The following is a 24,749-nucleotide window of genomic DNA, read 5'->3' as shown; positions in this document are numbered from 1 at the left end:
CCATGGCCTGTAAGGCGGGCTCCGTCACGGGTGACAGCGAGGGTGGGGTGGAAACCACCGTGGGCGACCGGGACGACGATCAGGCCGTCGCCGGTGAGCTGGTCGAGCCAGTACGGTGAGAGACCGGTGACGCCGCAGGTGACGACGATCCGGTCGTACGGGCCCGCGCCCGGCGCAGCCGAGATAGCCGTCCGGTACCAGTGCGGTGACGTTCTTCTCCCCGGCCCGCGCGGTGGCTTGTGTGGCTTCGGTGACGATGACGTCACAGACGTCGATGGTGACCACCTCGACGCCGGTGATCGCTGTGATCAGGGTGGCGTTGTAGCCGGTCCCCGCGCCGATCTCCAGCACGCGCATGCCGGCGGTGAGCTGGAAGGCTTCCAGCATGCCGGCGATGACGCGGGGCTGGGAGGTGGAGCTGTAGCGCCCGGCCGTGTCCTCGGCCTTGGGCACGTGCGTCATCAGGGCGGTGTCGGAGTAGACAAGGTCGAGGAGTTCGTCATCCAGTTCGGGTGGGACGGGGACGAAGGCGCCACGGCTGTAGAAGCCCCCGGTCTTGGCGACTTCCAGCCAGGCACGGGAGGTCAGGGGCGGGAAGCGCACGCCGGTTTTCCAGGTCGGCCAGGCGCCGCGTATGCGGCAGAGCAGGGCGGTAGCGATGGAGCGGGGCAGGCAGCCGTAGCCGCTGCCGCAGCGTGGGCTCACCGTGGTCACCACGTGGCGGGCGTGTGCGGCCTGATCGTAGGTGGCTGCCCGCGCCCCGGAACGCTACGGCCAGGCCGCCTGACCCCATCTCAGGAAGACTCCTTCATGCCCGCTGAACAGTTCGGGCGCTAGTCCAGGCCGCCACCTGACCTTGCGCAGGATGCGGCCGCCCAGCTCGCGCTGCGTACCTTGCACGCCGTCAACGAGATCTCCAAGGGGGTCGGGCCGGGTCCCGCCGCCGCGGTGATGGCTCGTCGTTAAGGAAGCTGTCACCAGGTACACGCGATTGCGGCGCATGACCACGATCACCAGGTACCGGCCGCTACTTTGCGGCTGGCGTGCGAGCTGGGACTCCTGGGCACAGAGCTTCAGGTTTGGTTTTCGAGCCGGAGCTTCAGCTGTTGGCCAGGGTGCGGTCGAGGAGGGGGAGCAGGCGGTCCCAGTGGCGCTGCAGTGCGGAGGGGTTGAAGGCGTCGGTGTCGGACATGGTGAAGCCGTGGACGGTGCCGGGGTAGATCTCGCAGGTGTAGCCGGCACCTGCGGCATCCAGGGACCGGTTGAGCTCGCTGATGGCCTCGGACGGCATGTCGTTTTCGGCGAGGCCGAGGTGGACTTGGGCGGTGAGCTTGGGGACGAGGCGGTGCGGGCTGTCGGGCGCGTCGGTGACCAAGGGGCCGGGGTGGAATCCGGCGACGGCGGCCACCTGGTCGGGGTGGGCCGCTGCGGTGCGCATCGCCAGGACGGCGCCCATGCAGTAGCCGATCACGGCGACCGGTTCGCCGCTGACCTCGGGCTGGGTGGTGAGGAACCCGAGGTAGGCGTCGGCGTCGCGCAGGGCACGTTCGGTGGTGTGCGCTTCGATCAAGGGCATCAGCTGGGCGATGACCGCGGGCCGGATCTCTTCTCCGATGTGCTCGGGAAGTTCGATCACCGGTGCCGGGCCGTGCCGGTAGTAGAGGTTGGGGACGAGCACGTAGTACCCGTGCTTGGCCAGTTCGCGGGCCATCTCCCCCAGCACGGGCCGCACGCCGAAGGCGTCCGTGTACAGCAGCGCCCCCGGGTGCCGCTCGCCACGGTCGGGGAAGGCGGCGAAAGCGTCGGCCTGGCCGTCCGTGGTGGGAATCTGCAGTGTCTTGGTGGGCAAGCTCTTCCTTCCTTGGGCTGGTACCAGTGCACAGCCTCTATCAGGGTCGAGGTCAACCAGAGATCAACCCAGCGATGACCAGACCCCCAAGTTAACCCGAATCGTGATCATTCTCAGCGATAACGGCTGTCCGCTAGTTCCTCAACCCCGGTGAGCCACGGGGGTTCAGGGCAACTGAAGCCTGTTCAGCCGGAACTCGCGGGTCGGTCCGTGTGCATCAGCTGGGTGTGTCCGTGGGTTCGGCGAGAACATGAGGGGGTGGGCTGCGAGGTGGCGGGCTTCGGCCGTGACCTCAGCGTCGACCTCCGGCACTGTTCTGTCGCCGTATTCGAGGGTGTCGTATTCGTCGTCGAGTTCGGCAATTCGTTCAGTCAAGGGCAGCTCGTGTCCGTAGCGCTGGTGAATCCGGAAGGTGAACTCCCGAGGTGTCAGCTCGCCGACGAGCATGCGACGTGCCAGCGCTCGGGCGGCGACTTCTTGGCCGGCATCGCTGGCGATCGGATAGAAGGTGAGCCCGAGCTCGCTGAGTGCTTCAGGGAGCAAGTCGTGCACGTCGTAGTCCGCCTCGGCACGCGTGCAGGCGGCCAACGTCCGGAGCCCAGGGCTGTCGAGTCCGGCAACGAGCGCATCACAGGCGGCATTGACGACGTCGCTGGCCCGGACTTCTCCCATACTCCAGAGGGCGGCATGGTCCTGTAGGGCACTTGCTGCTGCTTCGGTCGACGTCACCCGCCCATGATTCCCTTCATGGTGTGCCCCGGTCGAGCAGATTTCGTCGAAGTTGCTGTTCAGCGGCTTGCTCCAGCAGGGCTCGTGCGGAGTCCGCGTAGCGCATAGCGGTCTTCGCGTCGAGCCCGAATATCTCGGCGAGGTGGAGTGGATCGGGTCCGTGGGTGAGGGCCTCTTCGAGTTGCCGGTTAACGCAGAGCCCGTTCCAGTGTCGCGTCCTGCCCGCGCATCGCGACGCTGATCCAGTGGTGGGACTGTAAATAGAAAGGCTCTGTCGCACTTCCGGTGGTGACGGAGGGTGACTGGCGTCGTTGACATCGTGTGGGAGATGTCAACGAGGTTGTGAACACAGTGTTTTCGGGCCTGTCGCCACTGGTTATCGGGGACGTGGTGGACGAGGGCGAAATGATCCGGGTGTCGACGAAGACACGGAAGGAGCCGGTGCCGTGCCCGGTGTGCGGGACGCTGACCGAGAGGGTGCATGGTTTCCATGGGCGCACGGTGGCGGACGTGCCGGTGGACGGCCGACGGGTGGTGGTGTCGGTGCGGGTACGGCGCCTGGTGTGCCCGGTGCTGGACTGCCCGCGGCAGACGTTCCGCGAGCAGGTGCCCGGCCTGCTCGAGCGCTACCAACGCCGCACGACCCCGCCCAGGACGAAGCCGCCGCCGGTGGCGGCCAGGGCGCCCCGGCTGGCCAGCCAACTCGGCGCGGTCGTCAAGGAGTTAGCGGGCCGCGCAGGCGCCCGCCTCTCCCACGTCCTCGCCGCTTCGATCTCCCGCTCGACCGCGCTGCGGATGCTGACGAGGCTGCCGCTGCCCCCGCTGCGTGTGCCGCGGGTGCTCGGCGTTGACGACTTCGCCCTGAAGCGGCGGCACCGCTACGCCACCATCCTTACCGACGCCGAGACCGGCGAGCGGATCGACGTACTGACGGACCGCAGCGCGGACACGCTCGAAAGGTGGCTGCGCGAGCATCCCGGCGTCGAGATCGTCTGCCGCGACGGCTCGGGGGCCTACGGCGAGGCAATCCGCCGGGCCCTGCCCGGTGCGGTGCAGGTCAGCGACCGCTGGCACATCTGGAAGAACCTCTGCGACAAGACGCTGGCCACCGTCCGCTCTCACAGCTCCTGCTGGGCCACCGCCAACACGCCCCGCCCCGCGGGCGTGCACGAGCAGACCACCCGCGAGCGCTGGCACGCCGTCCACGACCTCCTCGGCAAGGGCGTCGGCCTGCTCGAATGCGCCCGCCGCCTCAACCTCGCCCTCAACACGGTCAAGCGCTACGCACGGACCCGGGAACCCGAGGCCCTGCGCCGAGCACCGCGCTACCGGCCCACCCTTGTCGATCCCTACCGCGATCAACTCCGCGAGCGCCGCGCCGCCGACCCCGGCGTCCCCGTCAAGCAGCTGTTCCGTGAGATCAAGGAGCTGGGCTACACCGGCAGCCTCAACCTCCTCTACCGATACCTCACCCAGGGCCGGGCCGAGGGCGACCGGCCCGTCACCACCCCGCAGCGGCTGGCCCGCCTCCTCCTCAGCCACCCCGGCAACCTGCGGGACAAGGATGCCGAGCTCCTAAGGGAGCTCACCACCTCTTGCCCCGAGATGACCGAGCTCGCCAGGCTCGTCCGGGAGTTCGCTGAACTCCTCACTCCGGCTCCGGGCAACGACGCGGCACTCACGAAGTGGATCACCGCCGTGCGTGCCTCCGACCTTCCCTACCTGCACGCCTTCGCCAACGGCCTCGAACTCGACCGCGCGGCCGTCGCCGCCGGCCGCACCCTCCCGCACCACAACGGCCGCACCGAAGGCGTCAACACCCGTACGAAGAGGCTCATGAGGCAGATGCACGGCCGCGCCGGGTTCGCCCTCCTCCGCCACCGCATACTCCTGCACTGATCAACACGAAGCGCGACCACCGATTATGCGACAGAGCCGTTAACTTGACGGACCCTCTCAGGATGCCTGGGGCGGCGGGCGTGGCAAGGTGAGACGAGAAGTCTCAAGGCCACAGAGAGCGTTGTTGTGATCGGCTGGACTGATCGGTGGCCTCCGCCGACGGCCCGAACGGTGCAGGTGCGGCCCGGGGTCTGCGGGCGGTAACGAGGCCGATCAAGGACAAAGGAGTCCACGATGGCCGTCCCGATGCCTGGCAACTCCGCTGCCGTACGGTGCCGTTTGACCAGCAGCACGTAAACGGGAGGCTGTCATTTCTACAACAGAAGAACGGCGAATGCGGTTATCGCCCAGCGCACTGACCATGACGCGGCAGGGGCAAGGCCGAGGTCTGATAGCAGTGGTCCCGGCCACGGTGGCGCTGCTGTTGGGGGTGTGGGGGATCCGCCGCGACGGTTCAATGTGGCGGGGCGAAGCCGTGACCGAAGCCGTTGCACACCGCACTGTGTCGGAGCTGTAAGGGCTGGTGCAGAACATTGATGCTGTCCACAGCTTCTACTACCTGCTGATGCACGGCTGGCTCGCTGTGTGGGACGGCGGCCTGGTCGCCCTCCGCCTGCCTTCCGTGGTCGCTACCGCCATTGTGGCGGCCGGTGTCGCCGCAATCGGGAAGCGGCTCGTCTCCTCCCGTGCGGGGCTCCTGGCAGGACTCGCTACGCCATCACTCCGATAGTGCAGCACTATGCGCAGGAAGGCCGTTCGTACGCTTTGGTGGCCGCATGCGTGGTGTGGCCACCTGGTTTCTCGTCCGTGCCGCAGAAGACAACCGAACCTGCTTCTGGGTGGCATATGCCGTCGCCGGTCTGGTGGGCTGCTGGCTGAATCTGTTCGCGGCCTTCGCTCTGGTCGCTCACGGGGGGTGGCGCTCCGCTTCACTGGCGCACCGCGCCCCGTGCTCCGTGCGTTCACCGTCTCGGCCGCCACTGTGGCGGTCGGGACCGCCCCGCTTGCTGCTCTTGCCGTGGGGCAGGCTGGTACGCAGCTCGGATGGCTCTCGCGGCCTGGTGTGACCGAATGGGCCGGGTTCATCGCGGTCGCGTCGGCCGGGATGCTGCTGACCGCCGTGAAGTATCCGGTGCGCGGACCTGTCGGGATGCGGGCCCTGGCCTTCTCCCTGCTAGCTCTTCCACCCGGGCTGCTCATCCTGCTGTCGATGGTCAAGCCCTATTACGTCGACCGGTACGTCGTGTACTGCATGTGCGGGCTCGCCCTGCTGGTGGGCGCTGTTGCTGACTGGGCTGTCGGCCCGGAAGGGATCCGCCATATCTTCCCGCACCCTCCGTACCGGTGGGCGGCCGTTGCGGTGGTTCCGGCAGTTCTGGCCGCTGTGCTGGCACCATGGCACACCGCAATGCGTAGCCCCGAGGCCCGCAAGGACAACGCGTTTGCGGTATCCACCGCTGTGCGTGAGGTTGCCGAGCCCGGCGACACAGTCCTGTTCACCCCGTCCCGACGGCGCGACTGGCTACTGCACTCCCCGGTTCCGTACCGGATGCTCGATGACATCGCGTTGAAGGAGACCCCGGAGAAGTCCGGGACCCTGCACGGCATCGAATATCCGGCCGGGGACATCCGCGAACGCATTGCCGCCGCCGACCGCATCATCGCCCTCGCAGATCCCGAGGGGCAGCCGCTCGACGAAACCCCTCAGGAGACCGTTAAACGGGATGCTCTGGGCAAGCACTTCAACGATTGCCGGACGATCACGGTGCACGGCGCCCGGGTCACCGTATGGGCCCGCTCCTGCGGCACAGATAAAGGAACGGGCGTGATGGCTGAGAAGCTGTTGTTCAACCGCACTTGATCGCTGCCTTTTGGCTGGTCGAGCATGCTGTGGTCGGGAGTGAGGTAAAGGTCGGCCCGGCAGGGCCTTGAAGCGGTCAACATCCTCCGCCACGGTCACGGCGTCGGCCCCGTGCTCCACGACTACGCGGGCGACACCCTCGGCTTCCTCGTGCCGCCCGGCACGGTCGCGCACAGGGCGCTGGTCGGCAGCGCGTGCGCGCCGCTGTACGGGCTGCCCGGCCGCGGGTCGGTCACCGGGACGTCGCGACCCTGCCGCTCACCGACGCGGACCGGCTCCACGCCGCGCTCCACGAACCCACCCACACCCTCGCCGCCGCCGACCGCCGCTGAGCGATGCCGGACCGACCGGGGCGGCGGCCACCCAGGAGAGTGACCGCCGCGCCCGTGCACAGGGGTTCGAGATGAGTTCCGGCTCAGTCCGCCGGCGACCACCAGGCTGGCGACAAGTTGATGGCCCAGACATCCCCCGCCTCCTGTTTGGCAGGCTCGTCTGGATCCACTTCGCCGTAGCCATAAGGATCGGGATCCGCGACGACGAAGATCCTCGCGCCGGTCTCGGGCACCCGGTACCGGTGGATGTCCCTCGTCGTCGCGTCGTTGTCCGGCTCGATCGAGTAGCCCAGGCCGTTGATCACGGCGGTCAGCTCGTCGAACGTCACGCGGGTAGCAAAACGGCCGTACCTGTTCCGGAGGGGTGCTGGAACCGTGGACACGTCACCCTGTCGCAGGCGGTGAACCTGCACGCTGATGCCGAAGCACAGCCACGCGTCCTGGTCCTCCTGGAACGAAAGCTCCACGAGTCCGTAGTCCCGGCGCATGATGCCCTGCGACCTGTCATCGAGGTAGTCGGAACCCAGCTTCGCCTCCCACTCGGCGGGTTGCGTGCCGATGCCGGCCCCCAGCACGTCGCCACGGGTTGCGACATGGGCATAGAAGTCGAGGTCGAGCATTTACATCTTCTCCATGGCGTTGATCAAGGCCTGCAATTCTGCCGTCCGGTCGTTGCTGAAGCGCCACTGCGGGTTGCGACCCTCCTTCATGGCCTTGGCGCTGGACTCGAAGACCTCCTTGGCGGACTTCGTCACCCTGATCATGTCCGCACGCAGTTTCGGGTTGGACTTGATGGATGCGATCACGGCATCCACCTGCTTCTGCGTGGCGGTCCCGTTCTTCAGACGTATCGCCTCGCCCTTGATGCCGCCCTTGCCGTCCGGGCGGATCGCCACCTCCATGCCGTCCTTCATATTGACGTGAGCTCCCTTTGTCACCCAATCCTGGTCCACCTGGCCCACGTGATCGACGATGAGGCCGCACTTGTTCTTTTTGGCGTTGTGGACCAGGACCGGACTATCGCCCGCCAGTACGTAGTACGTGTGCAGGCCGGCGACGGTGAGGTTGTGCACCTGCTGGCGCGGGGCGGTCCAGGCTTTGACGCCGGTGATCTGGGCGAGGGTGCCGGCGCTGGTGCGCAACCACATACCAGCCCGGAGGTCTGCGGCGTCGGTCCAACGCCCAGGGCGTTCGGTCCAGAGGGGATGACGGCCGGTGGCGGTGAGGCTGCTCGTGTGCCGCTCCTGGTCACCGCCGGTGTCGATGGTGATGCGGACGAGCTGCTTCGTGCCCTCGCTGCTGATCAGGGCGGTGACGGGCGCCGACTCGGTCCGGCCCGACTGGGGGTCGGTGGCCAGGACCTGGTCCCCCACCCGCACCTCTTCGATCGGGGTGCGGGTGCCGTCGGCCAGGAGCACTGGGGTGCCGGGAACGAAACTGTTGTCTGGGACGCAGGCAGCGGCCCCTTTGCCCTTGCGTGCGTCGCGGACGTCCTCGGCCCTCAGGACCTTGCCGCCCACCTTGAGCCAGCGCAGGACCACGAGCGAACCTAGCAGGCGGTCGGTGCCGTTGAGCTTTTCGCCGGTGGCCAAGTCCTGGCCGGTCACAGCCTCGATGATCCCTTTTCCGTCGCCGATGCCGGGAATCAGGTCCAGCAACAGGGACATCCAACGCCGCTGTTCGGCGTTGTCCAGGCCCGTTGAGCCGGAGCCCCAGGTGTCTCCGATACCGGAGTAGTCGATGTCCGAGACTTCGCCGAGCTTCTCCGCCCCCTTCTTGATGCCGGGGACTGCCTTGTTGGCCCGGTCCATGCCGCGGTTGGCCTGGGCGATGCCCGCGTTCATCTCGTCCATACCGCGGTTAGCCTGGGCGATGCCCTTGTTCGCCTGCTCAAGCCCCTTGTTGACCTGGGCGACGCCCGCGTTCATCTGCTTGAGGCCGCGGTTCATCTGCTCGAAGCCCGCGTTCATCTGGTCGAAGGCCTCGCCGAGCTCCTTGAGCTCCTTGTCCCAGTCGATGAGCGGCTTGGCGGGCTTGGTGGGCTTGGTGCCCTCAGGCAGTGGTTTCGACTCCGCGTAGTGGTCGCCCAGCATGACAGTCAGCATGCTTAGAGCAACCAGGGAGTCGGTTTCGGCTCCCATCAGCCGGTCGGCCGCGGCGATGTCGGCGCCGAGGCTCTTCAAATGAGGCTTGGCAGCCCGGAAAGCCCTGACCGCGTGGGTCAGGCTCTTCTCCTGATGCTTAGCGTCGCCCGCCTTGGCAGGATCCTCCAGCTCAGCGAGCTTGAGGTCCTTGAGCGTCTTCAGTTCTTTGTTGAGGCTGGCGAAGCGGGCGCCCTGGTCCTTCATCGCGCTCTGCGTGCCGTACAGGAACAGTGCCGTACCGGCGCCGACCTTGACGGCCTTGCCCCCGAACTCACGCAAACACTTCGCCTTCTCCCGTAGCCGAAGGTCGTCGCATTGCGCGTACTCCGAGACCCGCTTGGCGATATCGACAAGACTGCGCTGCTGCTTCTGTTCGGCGGCATACGCGCTGTCGCCGTTCCCGGCGCCTGTGGCGAGCAGGACGCACAGTGCGGTCGTGGTGATCACGACTCTGGATATGAATCTGTGGTGCATGGATTCCTTGGTCTAATTGGTCTAAGGAGCGGGCCGCAACGCTCTCTTAGGGTTTGCGATCCGCGGCTTCCCCCTGACGGGTGCCCGTCATAGTTACTGATGAGTACGGTAGCACCGGGGTGAACGCAGGAATTCAAGACTCAACCGCTGGTTCTGCGGCGGTACTTATCGAACCCTTGGGGCACTGGCCCGCAGACGGTACGTGTACGCCCGTGCGAGCCCCGCACTTCTCCGCTGCTACGGGGCCGGTTGCACACGGCGAGCGGCTCTGTCCGGAGGTCCCCCAGCGCCAGCACCATGCGCAGCGTGTTCAGGTCGCCGATGTCACGGGCGGCGGCTGCCGCCGCGTGGAAGCGCTGGGGCATCGATCCGGCTCCCTCGGGTGCGGAACGGGAGTACACCCCTTAGTCAAGCGATCTGTGGCCGCGCGGAGTTCGGCGCGGATGCGTTCGGGTGTCGCGGTCCTGGATGTCCTCGCTGCCGGGCAGGGGTGGAGGGGGGTGGGGCTGGCGGCGGTGGTTGCGTTCCAAGGCGTAGATGAGGAGTGCCAGCGGGGTGAGGGCGATGAGTGCACAGGCTGACCAGGGCAGGGGCGCCCGGGGGTAAAAGCCGGTGCGGGGGTGGGTTTTGGGGTGGCAGGGTGTTGAGAATGGCCATGTCTTCGTTACCTCGTCAGCTTGCCCGGACTCGGCGGTTCAGCCTTGGTACGCCTGGACGGTTCACCGTGTCGTCGGATGGGGGCACGGTTTTCTTTCTGCGCAGCAGGGCCGGGGACGACCCGGTTTCCTGTCTGTGGGCGCTCGACTGCGCGAGTGGGGAAGAGCGGCTGCTGGTGGATCCGCGCAGTCTGCTGGGTGGTGCCGTTGAGCGGTTGGCGCGTGAGGAGCGGGCTCGTCGGGAGCACGCTCGGGAGTTGTCTTCCGGGATTGTCGGCTACGCGGCGGATGGTGGCTGTCAGTTGCTGGCCTTCGCGCTCTCGGGGCAGCTGTGGACGGTCCGGACCTCGGATGGTGCGGTACGGCGGCTTCCTGCCGTGGAGCCGGTGGTCGATCCCCGGCCGGATCCGACAGGGCGGTGGATCGCCTATGTCAGTGGGGGCGCTCTGCGTGTGGTGGGGGCTGATGGGGACGGGGACCGGACGGTCGCTGTGCCGGACGGGCCCGAGGTTGGCTTCGGGCTGGCCGAGCATGTCGCCGCCGAGTCGATGGGGCGTCCCGGTGGTTACTGGTGGGCGCCGGACGGGCGCCGGGTGCTGGTCGCCAGGGTGGACACCTTTGCCGTACAGCGGTGGTATCTCGCCGATCCCACAGATCCCGCCCGTTCGCCGGTCGCCTTGCCCTACCCGGCTGTCGGCACTGCCAACGCCGGGGTGAGTCTGTGGGTTGTGGATGTGGAGGGCGGCACGTCGGCGGAGCGCACGGCTGTGGACTGGGATGCCGGGGCGTTTGAGTATCTGCCGAGCGCGGGCTGGGATGCGTACGGGCCCTACGCCGCCGTGCAGAGCCGCAGTCAGCGGCACGTTCGGGTGCTTGGCATCGACGCCGTCACCGGCGCTACCGAGGTGCTGGCGGAGCAGCACAGCGACGCCTGGGTGGAGCTCGTACCGGGGCTGCCCGCGCGGACTGCAGGAGGCGTCCTGTTGACCAGCGCCGATCAGGACGATACGCGGCGGCTGGTGGTTGGCGGGCGGTCCGTTACCCCGCCTGGTCTTCAGCTGACGGCCGTGCTGGCGGTAGATGGGGAGACGGTGCTGTTCGCCGCGTCGGAAGAGCCGACGCAGACGCATCTGTGGGCCTACGATCCCGCCTCGGGGCTACGGCGGTTGAGCGACGAGTCCGGTGTACACAGTGGTACGCGGCGGGCTGGCACCACCGTCCTCGTCTCCCGCACCCTGGATCGCCCGGGTAGTCGTACTGCTGTCCTGTGGGAGGCCGGCGAGGGGGAGATCGCCTCGTATGCCGAGCGGCCGGTGCTGGAGCCGCGGGTGGAGATGCTGTCCCTTGGACCCCGCAAGCTGCGCGCCGCCCTGTTCCTGCCGTCCTGGCACCGTCCCGGAGACGGTCCGCTGCCGGTGCTGATGGACCCCTACGCCGGACCCGCGTTGCGCAAGGTGACCGCTGAGCAGGCGTGGTGGACGTATGTCTCGCAGTGGTTCGCCGAGCAGGGCTTCGCGGTGCTCGCGGTGGACGGCCGCGGCACGCCCGGCCGTGGGCCCGCGTGGGAGCGGGCGGTCCATCTGGACCTTGCCGGACCGGTGCTGGACGACCAGGTGGCGGCGCTTCAGGAGGCCGCCGGGCGGTGTCCCTCGCTGGATCTGACCCGGGTGGGCATCCGCGGGTGGTCCTTCGGCGGGTTCCTCGCGGCTCTTGCGGTGCTGCGCCGCCCTGATGTCTTCCACGCCGCCGTCGCCGGAGCCCCCGTCACCGACCAGCGGCTGTACGACACGCACTGGCGGGAGCGGCATCTCGGTCACCCCGATGAGCACCCGGAGGCCTACGACCGCTGCTCGCCGATCCTGGAGGGCGGCGTCGCTGAGCCGCCCGCTGCTGCTGGTGCACGGGCTCGCCGACGACAACGTGGTCGCGGCGCACACCCTGCGGTTGTCCGCCGCACTGCTGGCAGCCGGGCGGCCGCACGAGGTGCTGCCGCTGCCCCGGGCGACGCATCTGCCCTCGGAGGAGGGGGTGGCGGAGAATCTGCTGCTGCACCAGCTGGACTTTCTGCGTCGTGCGCTGGGGTTGTCACGGCGGGCGGCGCGCTGAGAGGTGGAGGGCGCCCGATTGGGGTGGGTATGGCTACGGTGGACTCGCTGACGGGAGAGGAGTTCTTCGTGGCAGAAGGTGCGTTGCTGGCGTTGTTCGCTGAGCGGAAGCTTGGGGTGCTGGCCACCCTTAAGGGGGATGGGTGGCCGCAGCTGTCCAACGTTAATTATGCGTATGACCCGGATGAGCGGATCGTCCGGATCTCTACGACCGACGACCGGGCCAAAGTGCGGAATCTGCGGCGGGATCCGCGGGCTTGTTTTCATGTGATGTCCGAGGACGGCTGGGCCTGGACGGTGGGTGAGGGGACGGCTGAGCTGTCGGGGGTGGCGGCGGATCCGTATGACGATGTGGTGGCGGAACTGATTGACGTCTATCGGGCCATTCGGGGGGAGCATCCGGACTGGGAGGAGTTCCGGGCGGCGATGGTCGCTGAGCGGCGGTTGGTCGTACGGCTTGAGGTTGAGCACGCGTATGGGAAGTACCGCGAGTGATGCGGGGGCTGGGGGCGGTGCCGCTGCTGGAGCCGCTGGCGTATCCGGGGCGGGTGGTGGACAGGCCGGGGCTGTTGTCCGGTGGGGAGTTGCTGCCGCTGCGGGGGTACGACGCGGCGGGGCGGGTGCCGGTGCTGGCGGTGGGGTCCAACGCGTCGCCCGCGCAGTTGAGCTACAAGCTGGCGCGGGCCGGTGTGTCCGGCACGGTGCCGATGGTGCCGGTACGGGTGCGCGGCGTGGGGGTGGGGCTGTCCGGGCACATCAGCCGGGTGGGATATGTGTCGGCCTCGCCCTGGCTGCTGCTGGGGCGGGAATCGGCGCTGGTGGTGACCTGGCTGGAGGAGGCGCAGCTGGCGGCGGTGGATCGTACGGAGCTGCCGTTCAAGCGGGCTTTTCTGCCTGCGGATGAGTTCCCTGTGACGGTGCCGGGGGACGGCGCGGATATAGCGGGGGCGTCGTTTATAGGGGCGTATGTGTACGTCAATCGGCGGGGAGTGCTCGGGTATCCGGATGGGTCGCTGCGGGCGGGGGGTGAGCAGCGGTCGGTGCTGGCCGGGCTGTTGCGGCAGTCGGTGCGGCTGCGGGAATTGTTCGGGGCGACGCCGGAGTCGTGGGTGAGGAGAGCGCGGGAGGATCCGGAGCTTGCAGGAAAAGGGACGGCGGTATTCCGGGATGAGGGGTGGGTGGTGGAACAGCCGGAATTCGCCCCGTATGTGCTTTAGGGGGGTGACCAGTAAAGTAATTCTCTGTGTATAGAGCCGATGCACAGAGTGAGCGAGACCCGTTGCTGATTCTGTCGAACCGGATCAGCGAGATCCTGTCGGACACCTGGCTGTCAGGCCTGCTGGGGGCCACGGTGGCGCAGTCTCCGCGGAAGATCTGGCTTGTCGAGCCCGGTGATGTGGTGGTGACGCCGCTGCCCGTACCGCCCGCGTTCAAGGCGTACGCGTGCGAGCTTATTGAGGTGGACCCGGACGCGGTGACGGTGCTGACCGTGCCGTCCGGCACGAAGGTTCCGCTGGCCGAGGCCGTCCGGCGGGACGGGGTCATGGGCCGGCTGCGCGAGATCGCCGAGGGCCGGCCGGAGATGCGGATTCTGCCGTACCAGCTGGACCGGTCAATTGCTGAGCTGGCCGCCACGCTTGGGCTTCCGCTGCACCATTACGGGTCGGCGGGGGTGGGGAACGAGGCGCTGGACGCGGTCTACCGGCTCAACGCCAAAAGCGGCTTCCGGGAGGCGGCGGAGCGGCTGGCTTTCCCGGTCCCGGATGGCAGGGTCTGCCGCGATGCGGCGGAGCTGCGGGCGGCCGTCTCGGAGATGTCGGCGTATCCCCAGCTGATCGTCAAACCGGCCCGTTCGTCGAATGGGTATGGCATCACGCGTCTGCCGCAGGCCAGTCCGGCGGAGATTGAGGAGCGGATCTCCGCGTATCTGCGGACGGCGGGTGATCTGCCGGGCGGGTGGGTCGTCGAGGAGTACATCGACGCGGCACTGGATGTGAGTGTGCAGGTGCTGGCGGAGCCCGGCGGGGCCCGGGTGCTGTACCACGGGATGATGCGCAATACCGAAGACGCCTATCGCGGGTACTGCTCTCCGCTGCCGGAGACGCCGGAGACGGCAGGCGAGGGGACTGACCGTTTGCTGTGGATGGGTGAACGGTTCGGTCACTACCTGGCCGAACATGGCTACTACGGGCACTGCTCGGTCGACGCCAGACTCACCGGGGACGGCCGTGTGTACGCCATTGAGAGCAATGTCCGCCGTACCGGCACCACCACTTTTGACGTGCTGGTTCACCGCTTGGTCCCGGATGCCCGTGTGGGTGGTGGGGCTGGTGCGCCGGGGCCCGTATGGGTCGCCGACTGCCGGCCGGGCGGCATGCCACGGGACTTCGGCCAGGCCGTGGCGCGGTTGCGCACGGGCGGCCTGGCGTTCGACCGGAAGCACGCGGAAGGTGCGGTCCTGCTCAACAGCGCCCTGGTGCCGGAGGGCAGGTGGTCGTATCTGGTCATCGGGGACAGCCATGAGCGGGTGCTGGAGCTGGAACGGGCGGTGCACGCGGAGTTGGGGCTGCGGTAGTCGCATCGGGCGGGCCCACGAAAGGCCGGCGGCCCTGGTGTCGGGGGGTGGTCCACCAGGGCCGCCGGGGCAGGCGTCGCCGTCCCGTCCCCTCCTGGTGCGGGACGGCGACGGGGTACAGGGGTACGGGGGATGAGGGGCGGCGGGCTAGACGTTGAGACCCTTGCCGCGTAGCCAGGCGAGGGGGTCGACGGGGTCGCCGCCGCCGGGGCGGACCTCCAGGTGGAGGTGCGGGCCGGAGGAGTTGCCGGTGGAGCCGACTCGGCCGATGGTGTCGCCGGTGGTGACCTTGCCGCTGGTCTTGATCATGGAGGAGAGGTGGGCGTACCAGATTTCGGTGCCGTCATCGAGCTCCAGGACAATGCGGTAGCCGTACGAACCGGCCCAGCCCGCTTCCTTGATGGTGCCGGTGTGCACCGCCTTGACCGGTGTGCCGCTGGAGGCGGTGAAGTCCTGGCCGGTGTGGTTGGCGCTCCACATGGAACCGGAGGAACCGTAGCCGGGCCCAAGTCCCTGGTAGGAGCTGAGCGGGAGGGTGAAGCTGGCGGCGAGCTTGCGCAGCCGCTCCTCCTCCGCCTTGCGCTTACGCTCCTCCTCGGCCTTCCGCCGCCGCTCGGCCTCCGCCTTGCGCTCCGCCTCGGCCACCTTGGCCGCCTCGGCGGCGGCCGCTTCCGCGGCCTTGGCGGCGGCCTCCGAGGCGGCGGCCTCCAGCGCCTGCTGGTCGGCGGCGGCCTGCTGCTGGTCGGCCTGCTGAAGTATCCGGGCCCGGAGTGCCTCGCCCGCGTCGGTCTGGCCCGCGGCGGTGTCCGCGCCGCTCAGCCCGGCCTGGGTGAGGGGGGCGGCGGCCACGGTCGTATCGGCCGCGTTGCCGTCGCTGCCACCGGACACAAGGTCGCCGACGCCGGGGAGATCGGCCATGTCGGGCAGTACGTCCGGCATGGAGACGGGCGCCTTGGGCTTGTCCTGCGCGGTGGCCATGCCGCCCGCGCCGATGGCCGCGACCATGCCGACACCGAGGACCGCGCCGCTGCGTCCCATGCCGCCGCGCTGCTTGCCTACGCGATGGCGGCCACGTACGGGGCGTATGGAGTCTTCGGTGGGATTCCACTCGTCCCAGGAATCACCGGCGGACGGGCCATAGGCAGCGTACTCACCGGACTCACCGGGTTCGCCGAACTCGCGGGGCTCATGGAGTTCGTTGTATGGAGCCTCGGGGGCAGGCCTGCTTGACGCCACGGGGGCGCTCTCCTTTCCTTCCTTCTCGCCTACCGGGTTAGCTGACGGGTTCGGAGCAGGAAGGTCTCCTACCGGCAACTTCCAGGGGAAGCTGCCCGATTCACCCCAAGGTGGTGGTTCCCCGGTTCCTTTGGTGCAGTTGTTGTGCCTGATAGTGCACTGTCAGGATTCGGCCAAGGCGCACGGTGCCGCCTCTTGCGACGGCAGTGACGACCGCGCTGCGTTATCGAACGTTAATAGACCCGGACGCTGGATTCCAAGTCCTCCTGGGAATAAGTAGCCACCGCCACCACGACTTTCCTCGCTCGGCCGGACAGAGTCGGGCATAACCACGAGTAAAATAAATCCAAGTCTTCCGCTTCTTAGCCAAGTTGTTATGCGGAGGGATTCGACTCAATCACGCTGGGTGATAGCAGTTGTGAGTCCGATGCGGTCCCGTCCATTCAGGGTGGGCACCAACTGACGGCTGCACGTCCGGCTGAAGGCGACGTAATGGGCCGTCACGGGGCGTGCCCTGGTGCGTTGCAGGGCACACCAGACCATGGCGCCATATGCCTTATGTGACCGCTCATCGTCATGTTGTGCGAGGGTTACGTTGCTCGGGAGGGTGCTTTCCCCGGTCCCTGCCCCAGCTACCGCTGGGGGTGCCCCCAGGAGGTGCCCCCACGCCCTGCGGAACGACTGCCCACAACGAACGACTGCCCACAACGGCTATGGGCGGTTGGCTACTGCTAGTAGGGCCATGTCGTCGGTGGGTTCGCCGGCTGTGTGTCTGGCCACGTCGGCGAGTAGCGCGTCCAGCAGGCCGTCCGGGTCGCGCTGGGCCCAGCCGCCTGTGGAGGCGCGGCGGGCCGGTTCGTAGAAGGCGCCGCTGGCGTTGCGGGCCTCGGTGAGGCCGTCCGTGTAGAGGAGCAGGGTCGCGCCGGGCGGGAAGGCGGTCTCATCGGTGCCGACCGGGACGGGCCGGTCGGCGTTCAGGTCTCCCAGGCCCAGCGGCAGCGCGGGCGTGGACGGCTCCAGGGTCCGTACGGTGCCGTCGGTGCCGTCGGTGCCGTCTGCGCCGTCGGCATACAGCAGCAGCGGCGGCGGATGGCCCCGGTTCACCAGCCGTAGCCGGTCGTTGTCGGCCACCTCCGCCAGTACGGCCGTGATGAAACCCTCGACGTACTCCACGCCCTCCCTGCGCTGCCGCTCCCGGAGCAGCGCGTGGTCCAGCCGGGCGGCGACCTGCTCCAGCGAGGTCTCCTGCTCGGCGGCCTCCCGGAAGGTGCCGATGGCCAGGGCCACCGCCCCGACCGCGCCCAGGCCCTTGCCGCGTACATCGCCGACGAGCAGCCGGACGCCGTGCGGGGTCTTTTCGACCGCGTAGAGATCGCCGCCGATCAGCGCATCGGCGTGGGCCGCCTCATAGCGGGCGGCGATCTCCAGTGCGCCTATCCGGGCCGGGGGTGTCGGCAGCACGGCCAGCTGGGCGGCCTCGGCGACGCCGCGGGCGGAGGCGAGCCGTTTCTCGGCCTCCCGCACGACGTGGTTGATGAAGAGGGCCAGGGCGGACAGCGAGGCCACGGTGGCGACCTTCATCAGTTCATCGGTCGTGACCACACGGTCATTGAGGGGAAGCAGCACGCCCAGGGTGAGCGTCGCGGCCAGACCGGCCAGCGCGGTGGCGCGGGCGGAGAACAGCGGGGCGACGACCAGTGGGGCAGCGGCGAAGAGTGCCGAGAAGGCGACGTGCGCGGGGGTGGCCAGGTGGACGATGACCCCGAATACGATCAGCAGGGCGGGCAGCAGCAAAAGGACCCGGTTACCCGCCAACGCCTCCGGCCGCCCTCGCCTGCCCATGGTCTCAATCTCCCGGCCATGCCCGCCCCGGGCGAGCCGACGACAGCCATCCGGGTGGACACGGCCGGGGGCTCACGCCTGAGGGAAGCTGAGCCGTGGCCCCGCTCCGTGGGGTTCAGTGCTCGTGAAGCTGCCTGGGCTCGGCGGGCGGACGCGACGCGTGCGGGCGTCCCGCCGCCGCCAGGAGCAGTTCTGCCTCTGCCTGGATGGTCGGGGGCGGTACGACCAGCAGGTCGCAACAGCCGCCACCGTGTGAGAGCAGGCAGATGGTATGGCGGCTCTCGGCGCGGTCGGAGAGAAAGATGCGGATCGTCCGGCCGGCGAGCTGTATCGATCTGTGACCAGGGCGCCACATGTCGGCGTGCACCGTGACGCGGGTGATGTCGTCCCAGCGGGGCGCCAAGGCCCTCAGCAAAGGGAGCAGCTCACGGTGCAGACCGCGGGTGCGGGGCCACCAAGCGCCGTCGACACAGTGCGGCCCGAGGACTTCCGGCGCCAGCGATACCCGGGCCGGCGGCGGAGGCACGGCATGCGAGGCACGGCCTCTCACGGTCCTGGGCATTCTGTGAACGCGGTGACTGGAGCTGCCGGGAAGCACAGGGCGTGTGCGCAGTGCATGATGTCCTCAGATCTGGAGTGAGCGGTATGCCCGCAGGGAGCAGTGGATCAGTGGGCGCGGGACCTCGGCGCCCCGGAAGCGGCTGGCGCGCCGCGAGGAGAGCCGAAATGGGCGGCTAGGGGCGGGACACCTGGCGTCATCGCTCATGGAGAACGGCATCGGCGCGGCAGCCGGTGCTCGGAATACTCTCGGTTTTTCTAGCCTACTCCCTACTCCGGCAACGGGCGGAACGGACCACGGCCCGGTGCCGGGTTCTCCGTGCCGCTTCGGGCTGTCACTATGCGAAGGCGGGGCGTTCCCGGTGGCGGCATAGGAGAAGCGTATGGCGGAGATGTACCTACGGCGGCTGACTCGGTGGCAGGCCGAGACACAGCGAGAGGCCATTGCGGATATGCACGTCGAGGCGTACGACGGCGTACCGGGCGAGGAGTTTGGTGACCGGCAGAAGTTCCTGCGACGGTTCGCGGGTCACGTCAAGCGCTCCGGGTTCGAGATGTCGGTCGCGGGCCCCACGCCCTTGGCCGGTTGCGCCTACGGGTTCCGGGCTGACCGCAAGGGCACCTGGTGGCAGGGTTTCTCCGGCACGCTCCCCTCAGAGGTGGAAGAACTCACCGCTTCGGGGCAGGTCTTCGTCATGGCCGAGGTGATGGTCATGCCTCCCCATCGGCGCCGCCAGGTCGCCACCCGCCTTGAGGACCACCTTCTGACCCGCTGCGGCGCCGCCTTGGCCGTCGCGTGCGTCGCCCCGGCCAACAGCCGGGCCCAGGCCGCATATCAGGCATGGGCCTGGACGAAGTTCGGACAACTCCGTCCGTCCCCGGGAACATCACTTCTCGACGTGTGGGTCCGACGCCTCATACACTGACCACTCCGGTCTGTAAGCAGGAGAAACGGCGAAGACGGCTCCTGGCAGCACCTCCGATCACGCTTCGGGATCTGCGCCGCTCGACCATCACCCTCACCCTCCGGACACGCCTGGCTGGCTGGACAGCCAGCGGCCACCCACGCGCTGGACATGATCGCTACGGACCACTGGTTCGACAGCCCACCGCTCTGGAATGACCTGCGCTGCGCCCCCGGGCTCAGCTTCGGAGAACGGTTCGCGCACCATGTCCCACCGATCCCGGGCGCTTGCCAAGGTCAGGACAGCGAAAACCGCCGGTCAGAGAAGTCTGACCGGCGGATTCCACGGTAGGCCGTGTGGGACTCGAACCCACAACCAACGGATTAAAAAAGTCCCGATGAGTCCGTGCCGGACGGTGACGCATGATCCGGCACAGTCCTTCCGGTCCAGGCCAGGGCGGGTGCGCGCCATTTCGCGTACCGACTGGTGACGTCTCGTACAAAGGCGTCCGGGCTCACACCGGGCTCACCTACGTGACGACCCCTCACATTGTCGCTGCGGGCTCACTCCCCACGTCCCTCGCCGCGAACCGGGTTAATGCCGAAGGCGCGCAGCAGATCCGAGGCTGCGTCGACCGCGTCGCCCAGGTTCGTGTTCGGGCCGACCGATCCGTCGGCGAGCTCCCGCGTTGACGATGTCCCACGGGTCGCGCGTCGCGGCGCCGGAGCGCGACGCAGCGCCAACGGGGCGAGGCCGATGGCATACAAGCCGCTACCGGCCCGCCTCATCCGTGCGGAGGGTCATGTCCAGCGTGAATGCCCCGATGGTCACGCCGAGGATGCCGTGGCACAGCGAGTTCGGGTCCTCCGCCGTCGGGTCCCCTTGGCAACCGTTCACCACGTGGTCAGTCTCCGCGGCCTTCATCTTGTCGATCTGCTCCGTGGACTTCGGACCGGCGCGCACGAACGGGGCCTGCGGGCGACGGACATCTCCATTGACGAGCAGGGGACCGGCATCCTGGCCCGCGGCCGTGAGGGCACCACCGTGCGGGCCGCGTTCATCAAGCAGACCGAAGCCGAGGACATCGCCAAGCGGGCGCTCGCCCTGCGCACCGCCGCCGGGACCCTCTCCGGTGAAGCCGTCGGGGAGCAGGTCGAAGAGGTGGGCGTGACGACGATCGTCGACCACCTGCGGGCCGTCTGGCCAGATGGGGCCGAGGCCGTGCACTCACACCGGCTGGTGGAGGCCCTGGCCGCCTACCGGGCGAATCTGTACGGGGCGTGGCTGGAGACGGACGCGGCCGCCAGCTCCACAGCGTTCAGCGCCGCGCTAAAGCCGCACAAGGTGCCCACCCAGCAGCTGACCATCCGGGAGTGCTGCGGCGGCGCCAAGGGCGTGCGGTACGCCGACCTTCCCGAGCCACGCGAGGCCGCCGAAGGGGACGCGTAGAAGGGGCCCCGGGGCCGGTTTCGGGTGCCGGGGTGGTTTCGCCCCTGCCCGAAACCGGTTTCGCCTCTGATATCAGCCGAACTGGCCTGTGACCTGCGCCGATATCGGGTTTCGGGCCGGGCGGCCAGCACACGGAAACGGCCGGATACAGGGTGTTGGAGCCGCCCGCCGGGCGCCGAAGCCGTATAGGCGCAGCTGGTGGACGAAGCCCCAGCGCGGACACTGGCCACCCGCCACATCACTCAAACGAGTGATACAACCCACATCCCCACCCGGCAGTCAAACCACCGCCGCCCCTCCCCGTTCCCACCATCACGGAGCACCGATGCGTATCCGCACCATTGCCGTACTCGCCGCTGCCCTCGCGCTGCCGCTCACCGCATGCGCCGCCGAAGAGGACACCGCCGAGCCCGAAGCCAAGCCCTCGGCCACCGTGGGCGCGCCGGTCGAGAAAGAAGCCGAGGACAGTGGCGAGGCAGCCAGCAGCCCGCCCGCCAAAGTTGACTCCGGCATCCCGAAGGGCCCGACCGGGCAGGCCCGCACCGGGTACCTCGACGCGCTCCGCGCCATCGACCCCTGGTTCGTCGACGACAAGGGCGAAGAGGACGCCATCGACAACGGCCGTAACCAGTGCTCCAGCCTCGACGGGGACAGGGCCGTCTGGTCCGCGCAGAAGCGCTTCGGCAAGGGCCCTCTCCGGGAAGTCACCGAGGCTGAGGCCAAGAAGATCAATGAGGCCGTACGCAAGTACATCTGCCCCAACTCTTAGGACGAGAAGATGGACAACGTGGAGGTTCCAGTTGAAGGCCAGCCACGGCCCCGCCGCCGTGCACTCGTGTGGGGCATCGCTGTAGCCGCAGCAGGAGCCATCGCAGCAGGCAGCTTCGCCCTCGGCCGCGCCACCGCACCCGAACCGCCAGACGACACGGCAGCCGCGTGCGAAGACGCACGACAAGTGGTCGCTGACAACATGGAGGACGCTTCCGAATCAATACCGGGCGAGGACGACATCCGAGGGACCCGCGAACAGGACGAGGACAGAGCGGAAGCCCTCAGCTATGCCTCGGTCGCCTTCAACACAATCCTCCCGAACCCCGATTGCTTTGATGTGAGCGAGCGCGCCCACGCCCAAACTTTCCTCGACACCATCAGCCGCTGACTCTTGAGCCAGCCCGCTGCTCGCCGCCGTGGTCGGCGGGTACGGCTCTGGCGAGCCAGCGTGCCCGGCCAGGGGCCTGTATCGGCCGGCCCAACGGCTCGAGCTCGAGGGCAGCGCACAGCCGCTCGAGGGCGCGGCGGACTTCGCTCTCGTCATCGGCCTTGTACGGCGTATTGCACAGCCATACGGGCCAGTGTGGAGGTGCACCAGGCACGACGTGGGCGGTATCCGGGAGTTAGCCCGCACAGCACAACAGCGGCCCCGTCAAACCGCGGCGGCCGCTTTACTATCTCCCCGAAACGGGTCACAGGTAGCGTGGAGAGCATCCACCTGGCGGGGGTGCCCATGCACAACGATGAGCACAGCATCGGCGACCGAATCGCCCGACTAAGGTCCCGACGGGGCCTCACCCAAGAACGACTCGCAGAACGCGCAGCCATATCCGTCGACGTCGTACGGAAACTGGAGCAGGGCCGACGTCAAACCGCGCGGCTGTCCACCATCAACCGGCTTGCCCGCGCGCTCGATGTGGAGCCATCCGTACTGATCGGCCAACCCACCACCTTCGAAGCCCACGACGACAGCGGCTCCCCCTCGGTGCTGGCCCTGCGGCAAGCCGTCTCACCCATAACCGACCTCCTTGGCGAGGACCCCGACCCAGAAGACCCACCCACCGTGGGGGCGTTGCGGGCCGCGCTGCACTCGACCGAACGCATCCGCCGTGAGGGCCGTATGGGCGCCATCGGAAACATGCTGCCCCAGCTCATCCGGGACGCCCGGACCGCCGCCCACGCACACACCGGGCCCGACCAGGCCGCCGCCTACGCGGTGCTCGCCGAGGCCTACCAAGTGGCCGCGACCACGCTCACCGCACTGGGTAAGGAAGATGCGGCGTTCACCGCGATAGAGCGCGCCATGGCCGCCGCGCGCCGCTCGGATGACCCACACCTGGAGACCCTGGGCATCTCCTCTCTGTCGTGGATCTTCACCAAGCAGGGCCGGTTGGAGGACGCCGAACACATAGCCCTGGCCTGCGCCGAGAAGATCGAGCCCAGTTTTCGCTCCGCACCGCTGGATCTGTCGCTGTGGGGAATCCTGCTCCTGCGGGCTGCCACCGCCACCGTGCGGCAGGGCAAGCACAACACCGTGGAAGAGCTGCTGAACATGGCATCGGCCGCCGCCGCCCGTATCGGCCGGGACCGGCTGGACTACGCGACCCCGTTCGGCCCGACCAACGCGGGCGTGGCGAAAGTCAACTTCCTGGTGGAGATGGAGCAGAGCGCCAAGGCCCTCACAGCGGCCCGTACGGTGCCCGAACTCGCCTCGCTCCCGCCCACCTGGCGGGCCCGCTTCCACGTCGATCGGGCCCTGGCGTACGCCGACTTGGGCAAGGACGACAGCACGGTGCGGGCCCTGCTGGCGGCCGAGCAAGATGCCCCGGAGTGGATGCGCTACCACGGCACCACGCGGCGGATCGTGGCCGAACTGCGGGGCCGGGAACGGCGCCGTACCTCGCCGGTCACCGAACTCGCCGATCGGCTCCACCTCGACGGGTAGGACGCGGCGTCCTACCACCGTGGCAAAGTGGCACGTAGCGTCACTGTCACGCTGCTGTACGCGGTCCTAGCGTGCGCTCACTGGACGGCGGCGCCGACTGGAGAAACCCCGCCAGGGCCCCGGGTCGGCGCCGCTTCACGCAGCAGTGAGGAAGTGGACCCACCCATGACGCCCCGTATCAAGGCCCTGTGTGGAGCCCGCCGCCCCGGCTGGCAGCAGAGGCCGCCTCTGGTCTGTTCCCGTCTGCCCTGTGTCCGGGAGGCCGGGCATGAGGGTGTTCACCGTGATGCGCTGGCCGACACCTGGGCCATCACCAGCCCGGAGCTGGAATACGCGCTCGCCATCCTGTTTGCGGGTGAGCAGCTGCGGGAGCTCCTGGACGAGGGGAGCCGGTCGTGATGACCCTCACGGTGTACCGGGTCCGGGCGGACGGGACACGGACACCGGTCCTGTCCTCCACGACGGTCCGCGATGACGTGCACGACCCCGAGCGGCTGATCCTGCCGGGCACCTACCCGCCCTGCCAGTGCCCCCGGCACCGGGCCAGGAGACCACCCGGCCGCCGATAGCCGCCTGCCTGCGTCCCCGTCGCAGGCAGGCACCCCGCCGCCCCGGAAACGATCCAGGCATATCGGCCCGGGGTGGCGGGATTTAGCTCCCGCTCCGGCTGGTGCCCCTTGGTGAGGACGGACGACCAGCCGGGGCGGGCTTCCCGCACACCCACATGCATCGGAGGTAGAGCATTGAGCATTCCCGGACCCGACGCCCGCGCGTTGCTGACCGACCCGGAATTCGACGCAGTGACCGCCACCGTGATGGACAACAACACCGGTATGAACTACCAGATGGCCAGCCGCATCGTCGGCCAGGCCCTCGCGTTCGTCGCCACCGCGGCGCACTACCGCACCGCCCGCATCGCCCCCTCGCGGGTAGTTGACGAGGGATGGCACGCCCTCATTCTCCATACCGGCACCTACGCCCGACTGTGTGACCGGCTCGGCGGCATGGTGCACCACTACCCCGAGCGGCCCGACCCCGAGCGCCAGACCCAGCAGATCATCGACCGCACCACAGCGCTGATGCAGGAGGCTGGCCACCCGGTCGACTACGACCTGTGGCGCGTGCCGGCGAAGGAACTGGTGCCCGTCACGGCAAGCTGCGGGCACACCCCGCCGGGAGGCTGCGGGCCGATCGGCCCCACCCCCCGCCCCGGGCCCGGACCCGGCGCGCAGCCGGTAGAAGACTCCAGCCGCTACGGTGGGGCAACTGACAGGGAGGTAGCCAGTGGAGTGGATTGACCCGCGATATGAGGAAGTCGTCGCAGCCATCCGGGCCCGCCAGGAAGCCGAGGTAGAAAGCGGGCTGCCTGAGCGCCCGCTCCGCGGCTTCATCATCCCCGTCGAGGAGGACTGAGCGTCT

The 24,749-nt window shown here is 68.5% G+C and carries 25 protein-coding genes, 3 pseudogenes and 1 riboswitch; of the genes and pseudogenes, 17 read left to right on the top strand and 11 right to left on the bottom strand.

Translation table 11 applies throughout. The features are described 5' to 3' along the window. Positions 1–32: 32 nt before the first annotated feature. The 4 genes and pseudogenes from test1122_RS26830 to test1122_RS14375 all read right to left on the bottom strand — a co-directional run. Positions 33–266, bottom strand: a pseudogene (locus tag test1122_RS26830) (hypothetical protein); the annotation flags it as partial. Further along, positions 181–753: pseudogene (locus test1122_RS26825) on the bottom strand (lasso peptide biosynthesis B2 protein); the annotation flags it as partial. The pseudogenes test1122_RS26830 and test1122_RS26825, both read right to left, overlap by 86 nt. A 346-nt stretch (positions 754–1,099) precedes the next feature. Beyond that, positions 1,100–1,849: a dienelactone hydrolase family protein gene (locus tag test1122_RS14380; protein ID WP_232269571.1), complete on the bottom strand. Its 750-nt coding sequence runs from the start codon at positions 1,847–1,849 to the stop codon at positions 1,100–1,102. A gap of 165 nt (positions 1,850–2,014) precedes the next feature. Then, on the bottom strand, positions 2,015–2,578 hold the full coding sequence (locus test1122_RS14375; RefSeq protein WP_232269570.1) for a hypothetical protein: 564 nt from the start codon (positions 2,576–2,578) through the stop codon (positions 2,015–2,017). Positions 2,579–2,899: 321 nt separating this feature from the next. Here test1122_RS14375 and test1122_RS14370 point away from each other — a divergent pair, with 321 nt between their 5' ends. From test1122_RS14370 to test1122_RS14355, 4 genes are all read left to right on the top strand, one after another. Continuing rightward, positions 2,900–4,477, top strand: coding sequence for an ISL3 family transposase (locus test1122_RS14370; RefSeq protein WP_422396982.1), 1,578 nt, complete (start codon positions 2,900–2,902; stop codon positions 4,475–4,477). 523 nt (positions 4,478–5,000) lie between these two features. After that, positions 5,001–5,207 (top strand): hypothetical protein, encoded by a 207-nt coding sequence (locus tag test1122_RS14365; protein ID WP_232269569.1) that lies wholly within the window; start codon positions 5,001–5,003, stop codon positions 5,205–5,207. A 333-nt stretch (positions 5,208–5,540) separates the two neighbouring features. Further along, the gene (locus test1122_RS14360) at positions 5,541–6,338 is read left to right on the top strand and encodes a hypothetical protein (RefSeq protein ID WP_232269568.1); all 798 of its coding nucleotides are present in this window, start codon (positions 5,541–5,543) and stop codon (positions 6,336–6,338) included. A 194-nt stretch (positions 6,339–6,532) separates the two neighbouring features. Further along, positions 6,533–6,670 (top strand): hypothetical protein, encoded by a 138-nt coding sequence (locus test1122_RS14355; RefSeq protein ID WP_232269567.1) that lies wholly within the window; start codon positions 6,533–6,535, stop codon positions 6,668–6,670. Between the two features lie 83 nt (positions 6,671–6,753). Here the strand turns inward: test1122_RS14355 and test1122_RS14350 are convergent, their stop codons facing one another. The 3 genes from test1122_RS14350 to test1122_RS14340 all read right to left on the bottom strand — a co-directional run bounded on the left by test1122_RS14350 (position 6,754) and on the right by test1122_RS14340 (position 9,653). Beyond that, the gene (locus test1122_RS14350) at positions 6,754–7,290 is read right to left on the bottom strand and encodes a hypothetical protein (protein ID WP_232269566.1); all 537 of its coding nucleotides are present in this window, start codon (positions 7,288–7,290) and stop codon (positions 6,754–6,756) included. Then, entirely contained in the window at positions 7,291–9,261 is a 1,971-nt protein-coding gene (locus test1122_RS14345) for a pre-toxin TG domain-containing protein (protein WP_232269565.1), read from the bottom strand. Positions 9,262–9,428: 167 nt separating this feature from the next. Beyond that, the gene (locus test1122_RS14340) at positions 9,429–9,653 is read right to left on the bottom strand and encodes a hypothetical protein (protein ID WP_232269564.1); all 225 of its coding nucleotides are present in this window, start codon (positions 9,651–9,653) and stop codon (positions 9,429–9,431) included. A gap of 284 nt (positions 9,654–9,937) precedes the next feature. On the opposite strand from test1122_RS14340, the pseudogene test1122_RS14335 reads away from it, so the two are divergent. From test1122_RS14335 to test1122_RS14320, 4 genes and pseudogenes are all read left to right on the top strand, one after another. Next, a pseudogene (locus test1122_RS14335) lies at positions 9,938–12,050 on the top strand (prolyl oligopeptidase family serine peptidase). 29 nt (positions 12,051–12,079) lie between these two features. After that, on the top strand, positions 12,080–12,544 hold the full coding sequence (locus test1122_RS14330) for a PPOX class F420-dependent oxidoreductase (protein ID WP_232269563.1): 465 nt from the start codon (positions 12,080–12,082) through the stop codon (positions 12,542–12,544). Further along, entirely contained in the window at positions 12,544–13,266 is a 723-nt protein-coding gene (locus tag test1122_RS14325; protein ID WP_232271905.1) for a hypothetical protein, read from the top strand. The genes test1122_RS14330 and test1122_RS14325 overlap by 1 nt, the downstream gene beginning before the upstream one ends. Positions 13,267–13,328: 62 nt before the next feature. Beyond that, positions 13,329–14,624, top strand: a complete 1,296-nt coding sequence (locus test1122_RS14320; protein WP_232269562.1) for a preATP grasp domain-containing protein — start codon at positions 13,329–13,331, stop codon at positions 14,622–14,624. A 147-nt stretch (positions 14,625–14,771) separates the two neighbouring features. Here the strand turns inward: test1122_RS14320 and test1122_RS14315 are convergent, their stop codons facing one another. The 3 genes from test1122_RS14315 to test1122_RS14305 all read right to left on the bottom strand — a co-directional run bounded on the left by test1122_RS14315 (position 14,772) and on the right by test1122_RS14305 (position 18,228). Continuing rightward, positions 14,772–15,860 (bottom strand): M23 family metallopeptidase, encoded by a 1,089-nt coding sequence (locus test1122_RS14315; protein WP_232269561.1) that lies wholly within the window; start codon positions 15,858–15,860, stop codon positions 14,772–14,774. An 11-nt stretch (positions 15,861–15,871) separates the two neighbouring features. Further along, positions 15,872–16,006, bottom strand: a riboswitch (cyclic di-AMP (ydaO/yuaA leader). A gap of 565 nt (positions 16,007–16,571) precedes the next feature. Beyond that, the gene (locus tag test1122_RS14310) at positions 16,572–17,702 is read right to left on the bottom strand and encodes a PP2C family protein-serine/threonine phosphatase (protein ID WP_232269560.1); all 1,131 of its coding nucleotides are present in this window, start codon (positions 17,700–17,702) and stop codon (positions 16,572–16,574) included. Positions 17,703–17,817: 115 nt separating this feature from the next. Beyond that, on the bottom strand, positions 17,818–18,228 hold the full coding sequence (locus test1122_RS14305; RefSeq protein ID WP_232269559.1) for a DUF5994 family protein: 411 nt from the start codon (positions 18,226–18,228) through the stop codon (positions 17,818–17,820). A 415-nt stretch (positions 18,229–18,643) separates the two neighbouring features. Here test1122_RS14305 and test1122_RS14300 point away from each other — a divergent pair, with 415 nt between their 5' ends. The 4 genes from test1122_RS14300 (at position 18,644) to test1122_RS14285 (ending at position 21,773) form a co-directional block, all read left to right on the top strand. Then, positions 18,644–19,186: a GNAT family N-acetyltransferase gene (locus tag test1122_RS14300; RefSeq protein WP_232269558.1), complete on the top strand. Its 543-nt coding sequence runs from the start codon at positions 18,644–18,646 to the stop codon at positions 19,184–19,186. 879 nt (positions 19,187–20,065) lie between these two features. Beyond that, positions 20,066–20,614, top strand: a complete 549-nt coding sequence (locus test1122_RS14295) for a hypothetical protein (protein WP_232269557.1) — start codon at positions 20,066–20,068, stop codon at positions 20,612–20,614. 325 nt (positions 20,615–20,939) lie between these two features. Then, the gene (locus tag test1122_RS14290) at positions 20,940–21,383 is read left to right on the top strand and encodes a hypothetical protein (protein WP_232269556.1); all 444 of its coding nucleotides are present in this window, start codon (positions 20,940–20,942) and stop codon (positions 21,381–21,383) included. A 9-nt stretch (positions 21,384–21,392) separates the two neighbouring features. Continuing rightward, on the top strand, positions 21,393–21,773 hold the full coding sequence (locus test1122_RS14285) for a hypothetical protein (RefSeq protein ID WP_232269555.1): 381 nt from the start codon (positions 21,393–21,395) through the stop codon (positions 21,771–21,773). Here the strand turns inward: test1122_RS14285 and test1122_RS14280 are convergent. Continuing rightward, complete coding sequence (locus test1122_RS14280; protein ID WP_232269554.1) at positions 21,763–21,987, bottom strand: hypothetical protein; 225 nt, start codon at positions 21,985–21,987, stop codon at positions 21,763–21,765. The genes test1122_RS14285 and test1122_RS14280 overlap by 11 nt on opposite strands. A 131-nt stretch (positions 21,988–22,118) precedes the next feature. On the opposite strand from test1122_RS14280, the gene test1122_RS14275 reads away from it, so the two are divergent. The 5 genes from test1122_RS14275 (at position 22,119) to test1122_RS26580 (ending at position 24,743) form a co-directional block, all read left to right on the top strand. Beyond that, positions 22,119–23,330: a helix-turn-helix domain-containing protein gene (locus tag test1122_RS14275; protein WP_232271904.1), complete on the top strand. Its 1,212-nt coding sequence runs from the start codon at positions 22,119–22,121 to the stop codon at positions 23,328–23,330. A 165-nt stretch (positions 23,331–23,495) separates the two neighbouring features. Then, positions 23,496–23,729, top strand: a complete 234-nt coding sequence (locus test1122_RS14270) for a hypothetical protein (protein WP_232269553.1) — start codon at positions 23,496–23,498, stop codon at positions 23,727–23,729. Further along, positions 23,729–23,899 carry a hypothetical protein gene (locus tag test1122_RS14265; protein WP_232269552.1) on the top strand — a complete coding sequence of 57 codons (171 nt, stop codon included), beginning with the start codon at positions 23,729–23,731 and terminating at the stop codon, positions 23,897–23,899. The genes test1122_RS14270 and test1122_RS14265 overlap by 1 nt, the downstream gene beginning before the upstream one ends. A gap of 174 nt (positions 23,900–24,073) precedes the next feature. Further along, positions 24,074–24,628 (top strand): glycine-rich domain-containing protein, encoded by a 555-nt coding sequence (locus test1122_RS14260; protein WP_232269551.1) that lies wholly within the window; start codon positions 24,074–24,076, stop codon positions 24,626–24,628. Beyond that, complete coding sequence (locus test1122_RS26580; protein WP_277879828.1) at positions 24,615–24,743, top strand: hypothetical protein; 129 nt, start codon at positions 24,615–24,617, stop codon at positions 24,741–24,743. The genes test1122_RS14260 and test1122_RS26580 overlap by 14 nt, the downstream gene beginning before the upstream one ends. Positions 24,744–24,749 lie beyond the last annotated feature (6 nt).

This window comes from Streptomyces gobiensis, assembly GCF_021216675.1.
Taxonomy (GTDB): domain Bacteria; phylum Actinomycetota; class Actinomycetes; order Streptomycetales; family Streptomycetaceae; genus Streptomyces; species Streptomyces gobiensis.
This window is presented reverse-complemented; position numbering and strand designations above follow the sequence as displayed.

What these genes read in the sequence shown, in the direction of transcription:
- test1122_RS14350 (WP_232269566.1), bottom strand. Translation starts at nt 7,290, where the DNA reads ATGCTCGACCTCGACTTCTATGCCCATGTCGCAACCCGTGGCGACGTG.
- test1122_RS14340 (WP_232269564.1), bottom strand. Translation starts at nt 9,653, where the DNA reads ATGCCCCAGCGCTTCCACGCGGCGGCAGCCGCCGCCCGTGACATCGGC.
- test1122_RS14330 (WP_232269563.1), top strand. Translation starts at nt 12,080, where the DNA reads ATGGCTACGGTGGACTCGCTGACGGGAGAGGAGTTCTTCGTGGCAGAA.
- test1122_RS14325 (WP_232271905.1), top strand. Translation starts at nt 12,544, where the DNA reads ATGCGGGGGCTGGGGGCGGTGCCGCTGCTGGAGCCGCTGGCGTATCCG.
- test1122_RS14310 (WP_232269560.1), bottom strand. Translation starts at nt 17,702, where the DNA reads ATGGGCAGGCGAGGGCGGCCGGAGGCGTTGGCGGGTAACCGGGTCCTT.
- test1122_RS14300 (WP_232269558.1), top strand. Translation starts at nt 18,644, where the DNA reads ATGGCGGAGATGTACCTACGGCGGCTGACTCGGTGGCAGGCCGAGACA.
- test1122_RS14290 (WP_232269556.1), top strand. Translation starts at nt 20,940, where the DNA reads ATGCGTATCCGCACCATTGCCGTACTCGCCGCTGCCCTCGCGCTGCCG.
- test1122_RS14285 (WP_232269555.1), top strand. Translation starts at nt 21,393, where the DNA reads ATGGACAACGTGGAGGTTCCAGTTGAAGGCCAGCCACGGCCCCGCCGC.
- test1122_RS14275 (WP_232271904.1), top strand. Translation starts at nt 22,119, where the DNA reads ATGCACAACGATGAGCACAGCATCGGCGACCGAATCGCCCGACTAAGG.
- test1122_RS14270 (WP_232269553.1), top strand. Translation starts at nt 23,496, where the DNA reads ATGACGCCCCGTATCAAGGCCCTGTGTGGAGCCCGCCGCCCCGGCTGG.
- test1122_RS14265 (WP_232269552.1), top strand. Translation starts at nt 23,729, where the DNA reads ATGACCCTCACGGTGTACCGGGTCCGGGCGGACGGGACACGGACACCG.